Annotated in this window: 9 protein-coding genes; 2 read left to right on the top strand and 7 right to left on the bottom strand. The window is 73.6% G+C overall.

All coding sequences use genetic code 11. The annotated features are described in order from the left end of the window. Window positions 1–11: 11 nt before the first annotated feature. Complete coding sequence (locus AB0I67_RS10280) at window positions 12–1076, top strand: hypothetical protein (RefSeq protein WP_357920725.1); 1065 nt, start codon at window positions 12–14, stop codon at window positions 1074–1076. A gap of 145 nt (window positions 1077–1221) precedes the next feature. Continuing rightward, window positions 1222–2241: a glutamine synthetase gene (glnII, locus tag AB0I67_RS10275; RefSeq protein WP_357920723.1), complete on the top strand. Its 1020-nt coding sequence runs from the start codon at window positions 1222–1224 to the stop codon at window positions 2239–2241. 70 nt (window positions 2242–2311) lie between these two features. Here the strand turns inward: glnII and AB0I67_RS10270 are convergent, their stop codons facing one another. From AB0I67_RS10270 to AB0I67_RS10240, 7 genes are all read right to left on the bottom strand, one after another. After that, complete coding sequence (locus AB0I67_RS10270) at window positions 2312–3607, bottom strand: CehA/McbA family metallohydrolase (protein ID WP_357920720.1); 1296 nt, start codon at window positions 3605–3607, stop codon at window positions 2312–2314. 93 nt (window positions 3608–3700) lie between these two features. Then, window positions 3701–7306 carry a tetratricopeptide repeat protein gene (locus AB0I67_RS10265; protein ID WP_357920717.1) on the bottom strand — a complete coding sequence of 1202 codons (3606 nt, stop codon included), beginning with the start codon at window positions 7304–7306 and terminating at the stop codon, window positions 3701–3703. Next, window positions 7303–8715 (bottom strand): hypothetical protein, encoded by a 1413-nt coding sequence (locus AB0I67_RS10260; protein WP_357920714.1) that lies wholly within the window; start codon window positions 8713–8715, stop codon window positions 7303–7305. Before AB0I67_RS10260 ends, AB0I67_RS10265 begins: the two co-directional genes overlap by 4 nt. 1 nt (window position 8716) lies before the next feature. Next, complete coding sequence (locus tag AB0I67_RS10255) at window positions 8717–9793, bottom strand: hypothetical protein (RefSeq protein WP_357920711.1); 1077 nt, start codon at window positions 9791–9793, stop codon at window positions 8717–8719. Window positions 9794–9896: 103 nt separating this feature from the next. Continuing rightward, window positions 9897–10997, bottom strand: a complete 1101-nt coding sequence (locus tag AB0I67_RS10250; RefSeq protein ID WP_357920708.1) for a hypothetical protein — start codon at window positions 10995–10997, stop codon at window positions 9897–9899. A gap of 45 nt (window positions 10998–11042) precedes the next feature. Then, window positions 11043–12578, bottom strand: coding sequence for an aldehyde dehydrogenase family protein (locus AB0I67_RS10245; RefSeq protein ID WP_357920705.1), 1536 nt, complete (start codon window positions 12576–12578; stop codon window positions 11043–11045). A gap of 42 nt (window positions 12579–12620) precedes the next feature. Then, window positions 12621–15839 (bottom strand): NACHT domain-containing protein, encoded by a 3219-nt coding sequence (locus AB0I67_RS10240; protein WP_357920702.1) that lies wholly within the window; start codon window positions 15837–15839, stop codon window positions 12621–12623. Window positions 15840–15883 lie beyond the last annotated feature (44 nt).

Here is a 15883-nt window from a genome sequence, read left to right as displayed (position 1 = left end):
AGGGTTTCCCTATGATCAAGTGGGAAATGGTGGTGCCTCCTGTCGCTCTGGCTGTGCTCGTCCTGACCTGGGGACGGGAACCCGGTGGGGTCATGGTCGCCTTCGTGGCGGCCGCGCTGATCGGCGCGGTCATCGCCGCCGTCCACCACGCCGAGGTGGTGGCGCACCGCGTGGGCGAGCCCTTCGGGACGCTGATCCTGGCCGTCGCGGTCACCGTGATCGAGGTCGGGCTGATCCTCATGCTGATGTCCAGCGGCGGGCCCGACACCAGCTCCCTGGCCCGTGACACCGTCTTCGCCGCCTTCATGATCGTCTGTAACGGCGTGGTCGGCCTGTGTCTCCTGGTGGGCGCGCTGCGCCACCGGGTGGTGGAGTTCAAGGTCGAGGGCGTCACCGCGGCGCTCGCGACGCTCTGCGCGGTCGCCACGCTCTCCCTGGTGCTGCCGTCCTTCACCACCTCGACGCCCGGCCCCACCTTCTCCGCCGCGCAGCTCGCCTTCGCCGGCGTGGCCTCGCTGATCCTCTACGCCGTCTTCGTCGTCATGCAGACGGTGCGCCACCGCGACTACTTCCTGCCGCCGGGCTACGGCGACGAGGACATGCACGCCGACCCCCCGAGCTCCCGCCGGACCGGGCTCAGCCTCGGCCTGCTGCTGGTCTGCCTGGTCACCGTGGTGGGCCTGGCCAAGACCGCCTCCCCGGCGATCGAGCAGGCGGTCGCCGCGGCCGGGGCGCCGCGCGCCGTGGTCGGCGTCGCCATCGCGCTGCTGGTGCTGGCGCCCGAGACCGTCGCGGCCGTGCGCGCGGCCCGCCGCAACCGGCTCCAGACCAGCTTCAACCTGGCCCTCGGCTCCGCCCTGGCCAGCATCGGCCTCACCATCCCGGCGATCGCCGTCTCCTCGCTCTGGCTGGACGGCTCGCTCACCCTCGGGCTGGGGCCGAAGGAGATGGTGCTGCTCGCGCTGACCGTGATCGTCTCCACGCTCACCATCGCGCCCGGCCGGGCCACCCTGATGCAGGGCACGGTGCACCTGACGGTCTTCGGCGCCTTCCTCTTCCTCACCGTGACCCCGTAGGACTTCGTCACCGTGACTCCTTCGGAAACCTTCGCGTAACACGGGGAGCACGATTAACACCACGTTCACATCCGGGCAAAAGTTGGGAAACGGCCCAGCGGTTGACTCGGCGTGGCTGGACGACACGCTGAAAGGGACCACCGCCGTGAGCTACAAGGCTGAGTACATCTGGATTGACGGCACCGAGCCCACGGCTCTGCTCCGCTCCAAGACGAAGATCGTCGCCGACGGCGAGCAGCCGCCGGTGTGGGGTTTCGACGGCTCCAGCACCAACCAGGCCGAGGGCCACGCCTCCGACCGCGTGCTCCGCCCCGTCTTCACCTGTCCCGACCCGATCCGCGGCGGCGACGCCATGCTGGTGCTGTGCGAGGTCGACGAGATCGACGGCACCCCGCACAAGAGCAACACCCGTGCGCTCGCCCGCGAGGTCGCCGAGCGTTACGCCGACCAGGAGTCGTGGTTCGGCATCGAGCAGGAGTACACCTTCTTCAAGGGCAGCCGCCCGCTCGGCTTCCCCGAGGGTGGTTTCCCGGCCCCGCAGGGCCACTACTACTGCGGCGTGGGCGCCGAGGCCGCCTTCGGCCGTGAGATCGTCGAGCTGCACATGGACCGCTGCCTGGCCGCCGGCCTGAAGCTGTCCGGCATCAACGCCGAGGTCATGCCCGGCCAGTGGGAGTTCCAGATCGGCCCGGCCGGCACCCTCGAGGTCGCCGACCACCTGTGGGTGGCCCGCTGGCTGCTCTACCGCACCGCCGAGGAGTTCGGCATCGAGGCCACCCTCGACGCCAAGCCCGCCCGCGGCGACTGGAACGGCGCCGGCGCGCACACCAACTTCTCCACCAAGAAGATGCGCGAGAACTACGACGCGATCATCGTGGCCTGCGAGTCGCTCGGCGAGGGCGACAAGCCGCTGGAGCACGTCAAGAACTACGGCGCCGACATCGAGTCCCGCCTGACCGGCCACCACGAGACCGCGCCGTGGAACAAGTACAGCTACGGCGTCTCCAACCGCGGCGCCTCCGTGCGCATCCCGTGGCAGGTCGAGAAGGACCAGAAGGGCTACATCGAGGACCGCCGCCCGAACGCCAACGTCGACCCGTACGTGGTCACCCGCCTGCTGGTGGACACCTGCTGCGCCGCCCTGGAGAAGGCCGGCCTGGTCTGATCCGGTCCCTGACGCTGTCGCCGTCTCGAAAGCCCTCGCCGGTCGTGCCCGGCGGGGGCTTTCCCGTCGCTCAGACCAGGCGGGACTCGTAGACGCGCCTGGCCTCGGCCACCAGCGCGAGCCGGCCCGGGCTCGCGCTGTCCTCGATCAGCTCCTCCAGCAGGTCGAGCCAGCGCAGGCAGAACGTCACGTCCTCCTCCCGCGCCACCCGGCGGTGGTCGACGTCGAGGTAGACCGGGCTGGTGTGCGCCCGGACCAGTCCGTCGCCCTCGGCCACCGCGACCACGTACGTCGGCCAGATCACCGGCAGCGCGCCGGAGACCTCCTGCGGCTCGCCGGCCAGCAGTTCGCCGTCGGCGGTCAGCAGCCGGACCCGCTCGACGCCCGGGCCGATCACCTTGGCCGAGACGTTCACCAGGTCGCCGGGCACCAGGTTCAGGGTCGCGCCCGGGCCGTGGCCCTCGACCTCCAGCTCGATGAAGGGGCCCGTGGTGGCGAAGGTGCGGCCTCGCCGTACCGCCCGGGTGTAGGACTCGGCGGTGAGCGGGCCGTCCACGTGCGCGTAGGTGCGCTCGCGGCCGATGGGCCCGATGCGGTGCGCGTACCCGGCGACCGCGGCCACGCGGTTGCCGGCGCCGATCAGCCGCCGGTAGGCGGCGGCCGAGGCGATCACCGAGGAGTAGCTGTCCACCAGGCCGAGCGCGGCGTCGACGACGGCCATGCGGGCGTCGTGGCCCGGGTTGCCGGTGCGCACGAGCTGCTCGGGCGTCTCGACCGGCCCGCGGAAGGCGTTGGCGTAGCCGATCAGCGCGCCCCGCTCGCGCAGCCGGCCCAGCGAGTCGGAGGGCGGCGGCCACTCGGGGAAGGCCTGCGGGCTGCGCGCCAGGCCAACCCGGGCCACGTGCGTGTCGTCCGACCACGGCAGGTTCTGGCCCGCCCAGCGCTCGGCCGCCTCGTCGTCGGCCGACATCAGGTTCACCACGTGCAGGTCCTCGCCGTGCTGGGAGGCGGCCACCCACGACGAGGGCCGGCTGACGTGCACGTTGAGGTCCCCGCCGTACCAGCCGCGCGCGGCGGCGTCGTAGATCCGGGCCGGCGCGAGCTCCACCAGCGTCTCGCCCTCGCCCGGCGTCAGCGTCGTCTGCGCGTAGCCGTACTCCATGCCCCTGGCCGCCCGTACGGTCACCCGCTCGGCCGGCACGTGCAGCACCACGTCGTCCCCGTGGAAGTACGGCAGGCCGTCCGGATCCACCGCGGGCGTCACGCCCGCCGGGTACCAGCCGCGCCCGTCCTCGCTCCAGACGCTCCACCGGCACGGGAAACCGGCACGGAGGCGGAGGCTGGCCAGTATCACATCGTTACGCATCGGTCTCTCCCCGTAATCGACGGCGATCGTCATCGTGACACGGGCCTGACCCGCCGGGAAGGCCCCTGACTCCGGGCGGGGTGGAGATTCTTACTATCCGGGTGGGGTCAGTTGGTACCGGGGAAGGGCATCCCGTGCCTGGACGAGCGTGGCGAGCAACTCGGCGCGGGTCTCGGGGTCGCCCCGGGTGTCGTGCCGGAGGTCGCACAGGGCGATGTCCAGGGTGCCGCGCCGGGTGAGCGGCACCTCCTGCTCGGCCAGCCGCAGAGCGTAGGCGTAGGAGTCGCGGCACGACTCGTCCTCGCCCTGCGTCCAGGCCAGCAGGCCCATGTCGAAGGCGGCCCAGGCGGGCGTCTCGGCCCGCGTGGCGAGGTAACGCTGGTAGCAGTCGCGGGCCTCGGCGAAGCGGCCCAGCCGCATCAGGCACCAGCCGCGCCGGGCCAGCCGGGCCCGCTCGTGCCGGGCCAGCTCGGCGGAGGTCTCGTAGGCGGCCGCCGCCTCCTCGGCCCGGCCGAGCACGAACAGGCAGTTGGCGCGGCCGGAGTGCAGGTCGGGGTTGAGCGCGTTGAGTCCGATGCCGGTGTCGTAGGCGGCCAGCGCCCGCTCCGGGTCGGGTTCGTGGTGGTGGAGCAGGGCGAAGCCGAGCGTCTCCCAGCCCTCGGCGGTGACGCGCCGGCCTTCGGCAGTGGCCTCGCGGGCCGTGGCCACCGCGCCGTCCCAGTCGCCGATGCTGGACAGCAGCGAGGAGAAGCCGATCCACACCCAGGCCGCCTCCGGGTCGGTCTCGGTCGCGCCGGCGAAGACCGTGGCGGCCTGCTCCGGCTCGCCGTTGACCGAGAGCATCGAGGCCAGCGCGTACTGGGCCTCCAGGTCGGCCGGGTCGAGCTCGGCGGCGTCCCGGGCGGCGGCCAGCGCCTCGCGCTTGCGGTTCCTGGCCAGCTCGTTCCAGGCCAGCGCGGCCGGGATCTGCACGTCGGGCGGGAGGGTGTCGGCGGCGAGCTGGAGCAGCTCGGCGCTCTCGTCGGCGCGGCCGACGGCCTGCAGCGCCTCGCACAGGATGACGAGGGCCTGCGGGTCGAGGTCGGCGCGCGGCTGGCCCTCCTCGCTCAGCACGGCCTCGCGCAGCAGCTCCACCGCCTCCTCGCCGCGCCCGTCGCCGCGCAGCAGGTCGCGCAGGTTGCGCATGGCCACGAGGTTCTCGCTGAAGGCGGCGCGCAGGTCCGGTTCGGCCTCGGCGACCCGGCCACGGGCCAGCAGCGCCGAGCCGCGCAGCGCCAGGAGCCAGGGCTCGGGCTCCGGCACCTCGGCCAGCACCCGATCGGCCTCCTCGATCGTCGCCTCGAACTCGCCCAGCGAGTACAGCACGTCGATCAGCGAGGCCCGCGCCCACGTCTGGCCGGGATCCAGGGCCAGGGCGCGCTCGAAGCCGGCCCTGGACTCCAGCAGCCGGCCGAGGGTGAAGTAGATCTCCGCCCGGACGGCCAGGGTGAAGCCGGTCTCGCTCAGCGCGACCGCGCGGTCGGCGCACTCCAGGGCCTCGGCCGGCCGGTTCATGACGCGCAGCGCGTCGGCCAGCAGCGTCGGCGCGTCGGCGTCCCGGGGGTCGAGCTCCGCGGCGCGGCGCAGGTGCGGCTCGGCCTCCTCCACCCGGTTCTGGGCGTGCAGCAGCGCGCCGAGCTGGTAGCGGGCGAGGAACAGGTCGGGGGCGAGGGCGAGCACGGCTTCGAGGGCCTGCTCGGCCTCATCCGGCCGGTCCAGCTCCAGCAGGGTCAGGGCGCGGAACATGCGCAGCGGCGCGTGCTCGGGCCCGAGCCGCAGCCCCTCGTCGAAGGCGGCCAGGGCCGCCTCCATGTCGCCGCGCTCGGCGCGGGCCGTGCCGTACACCTCCCAGTCGTCGGGGGAGTGGGGCGTCATCGTGAGGATCCGGCTCACCTCGGCCTCGGTCTCCTCGGCCATGCCCGAGGCCTGCAGGATCGCGGCGTAGGCGCGGTGCAGCCGGAAGTGGCCGGGCCGGGCCTCGATCGCCTCGGCCACGGTGAGCCGCGCGTCCTCCAGCGCCTGGCCCTCCCAGCTCTCCAGCCAGTAGTCGGTCATCGCGGCCAGCGCCTCGGGGTTGTGCACGTCCAGCCGCTGGGCGGTGGCGTAGGCGTCCTGCGCCTGCTCCTGCCGGCCCTCCTCCGACAGCAGCTCGGCGCGGACGGTGTAGGCGGAGGCCAGCTCCGGGTCGAGCTCCAGCGCCCGGTCCAGCAGCCGGTGCGCCTCCTCGGGATCGTCGAGCACCAGCGCCTGGGCCAGCGCCCGCAGCACCCAGCCGAGCTCGAAGCCGAGCTCCAGCGCCCGGCGCAGGTCCTCGCGGGCGCCCGGCAGGTCGTAGAGCCTGCGGCGCAGCTCGCCGCGTACGGCCAGCACCCACGCGTCGTCCGGGTCGGCCTCCAGCGTCTGGTCGATCAGCTCCTTGGCGTCCTCCAGCAGGCCGAGGTGGTAGCGCGTGACGCCGAGGTAGCGGGGAATGACCGGCTCGTCGGGCAGGAGCTCGCGGGCGGCGACGAGCAGGGCCTCGCACTCCCGGTCGCGGTTGAGCCCGAACAGCGCCAGGGCCTTGACCACGGTCAGCCGGGGGTTGGCGCTGGCGTCGCCGATCTCCTCGACCAGGTCGAGGGCGCGCTGGTGCTCGCCGAGGTTGAGGCAGAGCTGGGCGGCGTAGAAGCGGATCACGTGGTCGGCGCCGGCCAGCGCGGTGTCCAGGTGCTCCTGGACCTGCTCCAGGCGGTCGGCGTAGCAGGAGAAGAGGGCGGCGTCGATCGCCGGATTCGGCTCGCCGGTCTTGCTCGCCAGGACGGCGAACAGGGCGGCCGCCTGCTCGTGCCGGTCGAGGCGGGCGCAGCACTGCGCGCGGCCGAGCAGGGCGTCCAGGTCGTCGGGGTCGGCGTGGGACAGCGCCCGCTCCGCCTCCGCCCATCGGCCGGACAGGCGCAGCGCGTGGCCCAGGGCGGCCCAGGCGCCCGGGTCGGCGCCGTCCTCGCCGCCGGCCAGGTGGTGGCGCAGGCGGGCCAGGCGCAGGTCGTTCTCCCAGCGGTCGGTGGCGCTCACCAGGGTGGCCAGCGCGGCGGCGGGGTCGCGCTCGCGCTGGGCGTGGGCCAGGGCGAGGGCGTGGGTGGGGGTGGCGGCCTCGGCCATCAGCTCCTCGGCGCGGGCCGCCTGGCCGGTGTGCGCCAGCGCCATCGCGTACAGGCCCGGGGTCAGCCACTGGGCGCCCTCGGTCGCCGCCGCCCGGAGCAGCCCGAGAACCGCCTCCTGGTCGGGGGCCTCGGGGGTCTCCCCGGTCTCCCCGGTGTCGCCGGTCTCGCCGGTCTCGCCGGTCTCGCCGGTCTCGCCGGTCTCGCGGGTTTCGCGGGTGAGCAGGCCGAGTAGCAGGGTGGCGGAGTCGCGGACCGCCTCCATGCGGTCGCGGTCGAGCTGCCAGGAGGGCAGGGCGGCCTCGACCCGCGCGATCAGGTCCTTGACCGGCTGGATCAGGTCGGCGGCCTCGACGCCACGGGCCCAGCCGTCGATCAGCTCGGTCAGGGCCGGGTCCAGGTCGGCGAAGCCGGGTTCGAGCTCGGCGATCCGGCTGTCGCGCCACAGCCGGCTGATGGGGAGGTAGTGCTTGTACGGGTCGATCACCGAAGGGACTTCGGAGGCGGGAGGCGTCTCGGTCATCGCCAGTCCCTCCCGCGCCGGTCGGCCGGGAGCGGCGCGTGCACGGCGCGCGTGGCCGCCGAGGTCGTCCCCGACCGCCTGAGCAGCACCATCAGCTCCTCGCCGAGATCGGACTCCAGCCCGGGCGCGGCGCTCCTGGCCAGCCACCCGGCGTTGAGCAACGTCGCCACCCGGTCGACCTCCTCCACCGGCGGCTCGTCCTCGCTGCCCCGGCGGCGCAGCAGGTGGTCGCGCCAGGCGACCACCGAGTCCCACTGCCCGGCCGCGAAGCCGCGCAGCCGCCAGTCGCCGCTCAGCACCTCGTGCACCGCCTTGGTGAAGGCGGGGTCCAGCCGGTCGGCGGGCTCGGCCGACAGGTCGGCCACCGCCCGCTCCCAGAAGTGCCGCAGGCTGGTCACCTCGTCGGCGAAGTCGTCGTGGTCGTCCGGATCGTGCTGGAGCGTCAGCACCTGCAGGATCACCTCGGCGCGCCGGTTGTCGGCCGGCAGGTCCGGTCCGGGCCGCCAGCCCGGCCGCAGCCGGAAGGTGAACATCGCCCGCGCGTACGCCGGCCCCAGGGTGTAGGCGCCGATGGCGTCCTCCACCAGCCGCCTGGTCTCCATGATCGGCAGCCCGCCCGGCGGGTCGGCCAGCACCTGGCTGAGCATGGTGCGCTGCCCGGCGTGCCGGACGATGCTCGCCCCCGCCTCCCGCGCGGCCAGCGGCACGCTCCAGATGCCCCACTCGGGGAAGCCCAGCTTGACGATGGCGTCCATGCTCAGCGCCGCCTCGCGGGCGGGCAGCGACAGTGCCGCGTTCGTGCCGAGCAGCCCGTCCACCAGCCGGTCGCTGATCGCGCAGATGCTCCCGTCGAGGTCGTTGTCCCGTACGGCGAGGCCGCTGATGAAGTCCACGTAGGCGTCGAACAGCGGCCTGGCCTCCCTGTCGACGAACTCCAGGTAGCGGGCCCAGTGGCTGGCCAGGTCGGCCGGGTGCTCGTCCAGCGCCCGGCGGCTGTCCTTCACCTTCCCGGCCAGCTTGGTGCAGTCGCCGTGCAGCGCGCTCTTGAGCGCGCCCTGCCCCTCGATGGCGACCATCCGCTCGCTGATCGGCTGCAGCAGCCGGATCACCGCCTCCACGTGCTCGGCCGCCTCCCGCGACTTGGCCGGCAGGCCGCGCAGCCCGAAGAAGAGGATCTCGTTCTGCTGGGCCGCCTCCAGCGCGCCGAAGGCGTCCTGGCGCAGCTCCTCGTCCACCTCGCGGCCGACCGAGGCGATGGCCTTGATCTGCCGCCGCGCCCGCTGCAGCGACTCGATCGCCTCCAGGATGTGCCGGCGCCCGGCGCTGGCGGTGGCGACCGCGGTCTTGACCTTCTCCAGGTCGTCCAGGAGCGTGTCGAGCCTGGCCTCCAGGATCTCGCGTCCGGCCATCTCAGTCCTTCCTCGCCAGCAACGTCAGCACGCGCGCGTCGAGCCCGGCGACCCGCTCGCCGCGCAACCGCAGGCTCCACGCGGCGTTCAGCAGGTGCGCGGGTGTCACACCCGGCGGAGGTACGGCACGCGTCCGCAACGCCTCGCGGGCCCGCACCAGCAGCGAACCGGCCTCGTAGCGGGCGGCGGGCAGGTGCCGGTCGAGCTGGGCCAGGATGCTCGCCGCCGGGCTCGGGCCGCCGTCGCGGTCCGGTTCTGGTCGGCCGGTCAGGCGGGCCCACAACGTCTTGACCCGGTCGGCCCCCGCGCCGTACTGGCCGGTGCCGTAGCGGGCGTCCATCGCGGCCAGCAGGTGCAGCAGCACGTGGACGCGGCGGTCCCAGCTCGGGTGGGTCGGACCGGACAGGTGCGCGGTGGTCGGGTCGATGCGCAGCGCCACGCAGGACAGGGGGTAGGCGGGGCCGAGGGCGTAGGTGGCGAAGGCGTCGGCGACCAGTTCCTCGGCGTGGGCCGGAGCGGCCTCGCCGCCCTCGATCAGCTCGATCAGCTCGCGCAGGGGGCGGCGGTCCTTGTCGGCGGCGTGCCGTACCTCGCGGACGGCGTAGTGGCCGCTCTCGTGGGCCACGACCGGCAGGTGCCAGACGTCCGGGTGCGGGGGGAGGAGGACGAGGTCGAGGTCGCGGGTGAAGGACTCGGGGCCGGCGTCCACGCCCAGCACGATGCGGTTGTCCAGGCCCGCCGCGCGGCACAGGAAGGCCACCAGCGCTTCGGCGGCCTCGCCCGCGCCGCCGTCCAGCCCGGCTCGGCGCAGGAGCAGTGCCTGGGCGTAGCTCAGGGCCTGGGCGCGCAGCCGGGCGGCCTCCTGCCGTAACCCGGCCAGCCGCTCCCACGCGGTGGGGTCGGCGGGTCCGGCGGTGGGGGACTGGGTGGTGGCGGCGATCCTGGCCAGCTCGGCGATCAGGTGGTCGGCGTGCCGGCGCAGGTCCGTCTCGGCGGGCGCGCCCTCGGCCAGACCGGCCAGCAGGTCGGCCGACCGCCGCAACGCCTCGGCCTCCGCGGCGGCATGCTCGCCGATCACGGAACGCCCCCGACGGCGGCGTGGCCGGCGTCCACGGCACGTCCCTGATCGCTGGTGAGGCCGATGTTCTCGGGGCGGCCCTGCTCCGGTTTGGGGTCATGGATCATGTGGCGGCCTCGACGATCAGGCGGACGCCGCGGACGCCCGTGGTCAGCGGCCACGCGTCGGCGTAGTCCGCGGCGAGCACCACGCAGACCGCCAGCAGCAACGCCCCCGCCGCGGTGGCGAGCCCCGCCACCACCGGCGCCGCCAACGCCACGGCCAGCCCCCCGAGCACGGCCCCGCACAACGCGATCAGCCCGGCGATCTGATCCATCCGCTTGCGAAAGCGCGTCTCCAGCTCCACCAGCTCACCCGCCGCCCGATCCAGCCGCTCCACCACGTCCGGCCCACCCGCCGTCTCCCCGGCCTGGTCGAGACGCCGCCCCAGGTCGGTCTTGGTGGGCTCGCACCGCAGCACCCGGCCCATCAGCAGGACCGTGGCCTTGACCTCCCGCTCCAGCCCGGCGCCGAACTCCGCCACCGCCTGCCTGGCCCGTTCCACCGCCTCGGCGGGCAGGAGCCGCCCGAGCCCCGCCAGCGCCCGCTCCAGAGCCTTGACCGCCAGCGTGGCGAACTGCCCCTGGACCGGCCCGATCCCGATCCTGTCCCCGAGCTGCCTGGCCCCCTCGACGAGCGACCCGGCGAACGGGATCGAGGTGAGCGAGTCCCAGGCCACCCCCGCCGACCGCTCGGCGATCGAGTCGAGACAGCCCCCGGCCCGCTCCCGCACCGCCGCCACCGCGGTGGCCAGGTCGGGGGAGCGGACCACCGGCGCGGAGAACCCGTGCTCGGCGGGCTCCGTGGCCCGCGACTCCAGCAGGCCCGCGGCCCGCCCGACCCGGGCGGCGGCCAGGTCGAGCGGCACAGTGTCGCCTGTCTTGAGCGCCCGGTCAGCCGACAACAACGCCTCGGAAAGGGCCAGATCGTGCAACGCCCCGGCCAGCACGTCGTCATCGACCGGCCCGCCCGCACCTGGAGCCGGGGCCGCCTGCTCGAAACCGAGCGGGCGGCTCGGATCCAGCGCGGCGGCGGCGAGGCGGGCCAGGCTGTCCCGGGCGTAGGCCAGGGCCTCCTCGTCCCGCCCGGCCAGCGCGCCGCGGAGTTCCCCGACGGTCGCGTGCAGAGACCTCGCCGAGCGGGCGAGCCGTTCGCTGTGCTTCACGTGGACTCCTCCGGAGCACATTGTGGGTGATCCAGAGGAGACACGCTATAGGCGGAAATCCTGGTCCGGGGTGATGTCCACGACGTCCATCTGCGCTTTCTGCAGCCGGCCCGAATGGTCCCAGTTCATCGCCTGCCAGCGGGTGAACTGGTCGAGCACCCAGATGCCCGACTGCCGGCTGCCGTTGCCCGACTTGCCGTTGCCGCCGAACGGCAGGTGCGCCTCGGCGCCGCTGGTGGAGTTGTTGACGCTGACCATGCCGGCCGAGATGCCCTCGCGGAAGCGGAAGGCCGACTGCGGGCTGGTGGTGTAGATCGAGCTCGACAGCCCGTACCCGGGCCGGTTGGCCAGCTCGATCGCCTCGTCGAGGGTGGTGAAGGTGGTCACGCCGACGATCGGGCCGAACGTCTCCTCCAGGAAGAGCTCGTCGTCCGGGCGCACCCCGTCTACCACGACCGGGTGGTAGAACAGCCCGCCCTCGCCGGTGAACTCGTGCCGCGGGTTCTGCTCGGTGATCCGCCCGGTCGGGCCGGAGATGACCGTGTGGTGCGGCTGGATCCAGGTCAGGAACTCCTCGTACCGCTCGGCGAACTTGCGGTCGAGCAGCGGCCCGGCCAGCACGTCCGTCGCCGGGTCGCCGATCTTGGCGTTCTGGACCGCCCGGGCGAAGCGCTCGGTGAACTCCTCGTGCACCTCCTCGTGCACGATCAGCGTGCCGAGGCTGGTGCAGCGCTGGCCTGCCGTACCGAAACCGGAGAACAGCGCGCCCTCCACGGCCAGGTCGAGGTCGGCGTCGGGCATGATCACCATCGGGTTCTTGCCGCCGAGCTCCAGGCACGGCGACTGCAGGTGCCGCCCGGCCAGCTCGCCGATCCGGCGGCCGACCTCGCTGGAGCCGGTGAAACCGATCTTGTCCACCGTGCCCTCGGTGAGCGCCTGCTCCAGGCCCTCGAAGGTCTCCTTGCCGTCGGCGAACACCACGTTCAGCACGCCCTCGGGCAGGCCCGCCTTGACGAACAGCAGGTAGAGCGCGTGCGCCGACGCCGCGCTGTACTCCGCCGGCTTCCACACCACCGCGTTGCCCGAGACCAGCGCGGGCACCAGGTACCAGCTCGGCACCGCGACCGGGAAGTTCCCCGCCGTGATCACCGTGGCCACGCCCACCGGGTTGCGGAAGGTGAACAGGTTCTTGTCCGGCATCTCGCTGGGCACCGTCTGCCCGTACAGCCTGCGACCCTCGCCCAGGAAGAAGTCGCAGGTGTCGACGATCTCCCTGACCTCGCCGAGCGCCTCCGCGTACGGCTTGCCGATCTCCTGGCTCACGAGCCGGGCCAGCGCCTCTGCGTTGGCCTCCACCAGGCGGCCGATGTTCGCCACCACCCGCCCGCGCACCGGCGCGGGCACCCTGGCCCACTCCCGCTGCGCCTCTTTGGCGGTACGGCAGGCAGCCGCGAAGGTCGCCGCGTCGGCCATGCCCACCTGGGCGACGATCTCGGTGAGCTTGGCGGGGTTGGTCGAGGTGTAGGTGGTGGTGCTGGGGGCGTCTTTGCCCCCGATGACGGAGACGATGTGCCGAGTCATGGTCCCATCCTCACATTCGCGGGCGACAGAAGTCGAAGGCGGTCAGTGGATGAGCACTTTGTTCCGGCCACGCAGCAGTTCCGCGTTGCCGACCTTGCCGCATTCCACGAGCTCGACGAGCAGGCCACTTCGGTCGGCCAGGGGCGCCAGATCGACGACGGGGCAGTGGAAGAGGAGCAGGTGGCGCAGGCGGGGGAGGCCGGCGACCTCCTGGAGGTCGAGGCCGTTGACGTTGAGCAGGACGACCTCCTCCAGGGAGGTGAGTGCCCCTATCCCTCCCGTGCTCCCGGATCGCAGGTTGATCCGGCGCAGATCGAGGGAGTCCAACGGGGAGAGGTCGGTGGGTCTGTCCTCCGTCCGCAGGAACAGCGAGCGCAGCGAGGGGTAGGCCGCGGCGAGGGCGTGGTAGCCACCGTGGATGCCGGTGGCGAACCACAGGCTGAGCGAGGTGAGGCCCGGGTGCTCGAAGGGGACGAAAGGCCGGCCATTGATCTCCAGGCTGAGCCGCCTGAGCTCGGTCTGCCGGGCGATCGGAGCCGGGTCGGCCTCGGAAAGGGTGAGGTGAAGCCGCTCCAGCCGGGGGAGGTCGTCGAGGAAGAGCAGGTCCGGCAGGTCGGGCACCAGGTAATCGAGGCTGGTGAGCGCGGGCAGCCCGATCAGGACACGGACGTCCTCGGTATGGGCGTGGTCCGCGCTCACGGTGAGCCACTCCAGCCGGTCCAGCCCGCGGATCGGGCCCAAGGCGGGGGCTCGACGCGAGCCGAGGAGGAGAGACTCCAGGTCGCGCAGCCCGGCCAGCGGGGAGAGGTCCACCTCAGGCCCAAGGTCGCGCGCCGTGACTCCTGTAGCTCGCGGCAGGTGGCGCAGGGCGCGGAGCTGTCGTTCGGATCTGACCGTCACCTGCAGTGCGCCGGCGGGTGCCAGGACGGTCCTGGCGTAGGTGTCGGCGTCGAAGTATTGCCAGCCATCGTCGAGCGCGTCCCGCACGTGCCACCGCGGGTCGCTCGCATAGCCTGCGAGCCGATCCAGCGCCTCCGGCCCGTTGATCCTCCAGACCGTCCGTACGCACCGCGCCGCCTGCCGTCCCGTCATGCCCGACAAATCCGTCGGCAGCCGATCCAGCGCGTCCCGTCCCAGCGCCGCCAACGCCCGGGCCTCGTCCTCGCTGCGCGGCGGGATGGCGGCCCGCAGACAAGCCTCGACCTCGTCCCGCACCTCGGCCGGGATGGCCTGCATGGTCTCCACGCAGGCCGCCACCAGCAGCCGCATCCGCCGAGCCCCCGGACCGACGGCCCGCGCCAGCAGCCCGGCGATCAGCTCCCGCCGTACCCGGCCGGTGGCGTGCCCGGCGGCCATGACGACGACCTCGCGCCACTGGTCGAGGTGCGCTTTCTCGACCGCGGCGTCCACATCGTCGTCCTCGACGAGCTGCGCCGCCGCCAAGTACTCCTGGAGGGTCCGGTGCGCGAAGTCGATCCGACCGTCCACCGGCTCGCGAAGCACGCCGCTGCGGCGCAGCAGGTGGTCCAGCACGTCCGCCGCGCCGTACGGCATCCGGGTCATGTCCGCCAGCCGCTGCTCGATCCGGCGCAGTGCGGTGGCCTTGGACAGTTCGGCCCGCCCGGTCGAGACCAGCCGCCAGGCCAGGTCGCGCAGGATCCACACCTTCTGGTCGAGGTCCAGGTCGACGGTGTCCTCGATCTTGCGCTCGCTGTCGCGCCGCTCCAGCAGCATGTCCAGGACCGCCCGGTACAGCTCCATCCGGCTGCGCGGCAACTGCCGGCGCCGGTCGAGGTTGAGCGCGCAGAGCATGGCCGCGAGCAGCGGCGTGACCGCCAGGGCGCGCAGGTGGCCGCGGCTCTCCAGCCCGGCCAGCAGCGCGCCCTCGAACCCGTCGAGCTCGTCCGGCGCGCACGGCAGGCTTGGGCACTCGCGCATCGCGACGTGCCACTGGTGGATGAGTTCGCGCAGGTCGGCGGGGGTCATCGGCTCCAGCAGGGCGGCGGAGAAGCCCCCGTCGGCCAGCCAGCGCTCGTCGGCGGCGGTGGCACGTGAGGTGACGATCACCCGCATCGAGGGGTAGGCGACCAGCATGCGCCCCACCCAGTGCCGGACGGTGCCGCGATGCCGGGGCACCAGCTCGTCGACCCCGTCGACCAGCAGCAGCCCGCGCCCGGAGTCGAGCACGCGCTCGACCCAGCCGCGCGGCATGCGCCCGGCCACCTCGCGCGCGACGTCGTCCAGCAGCTCGGCGGGCGCGGGCAGCACGCCGTCGCCGTGGCTGCGCAGCTTGACCAGCAGCGGGACGCAGCCGTTCCACTCGCGCAGCTCGCCGGTGAACGCGCCGCGCGCCGCGGTCACCGCCAGCCAGCGCAGCAGCGTGGACTTGCCGGACCCGGCGTCGCCGCGCACCAGCGTGCGCCGTGCCCGGCCCAGCGCGGCCTCCACCCGCTGCGTGCCCGGCTCGGCGGCCGCCGAGGCGGTGATCGAGTCGAGCGGCAGCCGCTCGGCCGCCGCCCGCCGCGCCCGGCCGCCCGAGGAGACGCTCAGGCTGATGTAGCTCAGGCTGAGCGAGGTGCGCGGCCGGTAGCTCTCCACGCGCACCCCCAGCAGCTCGACCTCGTCGAGGGTGCGGCTGACGAAGTCGAGGTAGCGCCGCTCGAACGCGGCGTCGTCCTGCTCGCCCTCGGGGGCGTCGAGGGTACGGCGGGGCATCCGGGCGAGGGTCTGCTCGGCGAGCTGGGTCAGCCCGGACACCCGCTGCAGCGTCTCGGTGCTCAGCCGCGGCAGGTAGAGGGGGAGCTGCTGCATCATGCGGACCGCGCACTCGACCGCTTCCGCCAGCAGGACCTCGTACAGGCGGTCCTCGGCCGTGCCGAGCCGCCGGGGCGGGAGGGCGGCCACGATGCGCTCGGCCACCCGGAGCGGATCGGCGTCCGCCACGAACACCGCCTCGTCCGACAGGTCGGCCTCGGCGAGGGCGGCGGTGACCTCCAGCACCACCGCGGCCCTGGCCGCCTCGTCCAGGCCGCCGAACTCCTGCTCGGCCAGCGGACGCAACCGCTCCTCGACGGCGAGCGCGATGCCGTCCACCTGGTTGCCGAACTTGCGCGGCGCGGCCACCTGGTCGCGGAAGGAGCTCCTGATCAGATCCTTCAGCTCGGCGCCGCGCTCCGCTTTCGCGCCGCGGGCGGCGAGCCAGCCGCGCACCGCCCGGTCGGCCACCGCCTGCCCGGCTTTCGCCAGCACCGGCTCCAGCATCCGCCACCTCCCTGACCTCGATGGTGCCCGCCGCGATCGGGCGG

Source organism: Nonomuraea sp. NPDC050310, from assembly GCF_040655795.1.
Lineage (GTDB): Bacteria > Actinomycetota > Actinomycetes > Streptosporangiales > Streptosporangiaceae > Nonomuraea.
This window is presented reverse-complemented; position numbering and strand designations above follow the sequence as displayed.

Bases quoted from the DNA above. Each gene is read 5' to 3' on its own strand.
- AB0I67_RS10280 (WP_357920725.1), top strand. From the start codon at position 12: ATGATCAAGTGGGAAATGGTGGTGCCTCCTGTCGCTCTGGCTGTGCTC.
- AB0I67_RS10270 (WP_357920720.1), bottom strand. From the start codon at position 3,607: ATGCGTAACGATGTGATACTGGCCAGCCTCCGCCTCCGTGCCGGTTTC.
- AB0I67_RS10265 (WP_357920717.1), bottom strand. From the start codon at position 7,306: ATGACCGAGACGCCTCCCGCCTCCGAAGTCCCTTCGGTGATCGACCCG.
- AB0I67_RS10260 (WP_357920714.1), bottom strand. From the start codon at position 8,715: ATGGCCGGACGCGAGATCCTGGAGGCCAGGCTCGACACGCTCCTGGAC.
- AB0I67_RS10245 (WP_357920705.1), bottom strand. From the start codon at position 12,578: ATGACTCGGCACATCGTCTCCGTCATCGGGGGCAAAGACGCCCCCAGC.
- AB0I67_RS10240 (WP_357920702.1), bottom strand. From the start codon at position 15,839: ATGCTGGAGCCGGTGCTGGCGAAAGCCGGGCAGGCGGTGGCCGACCGG.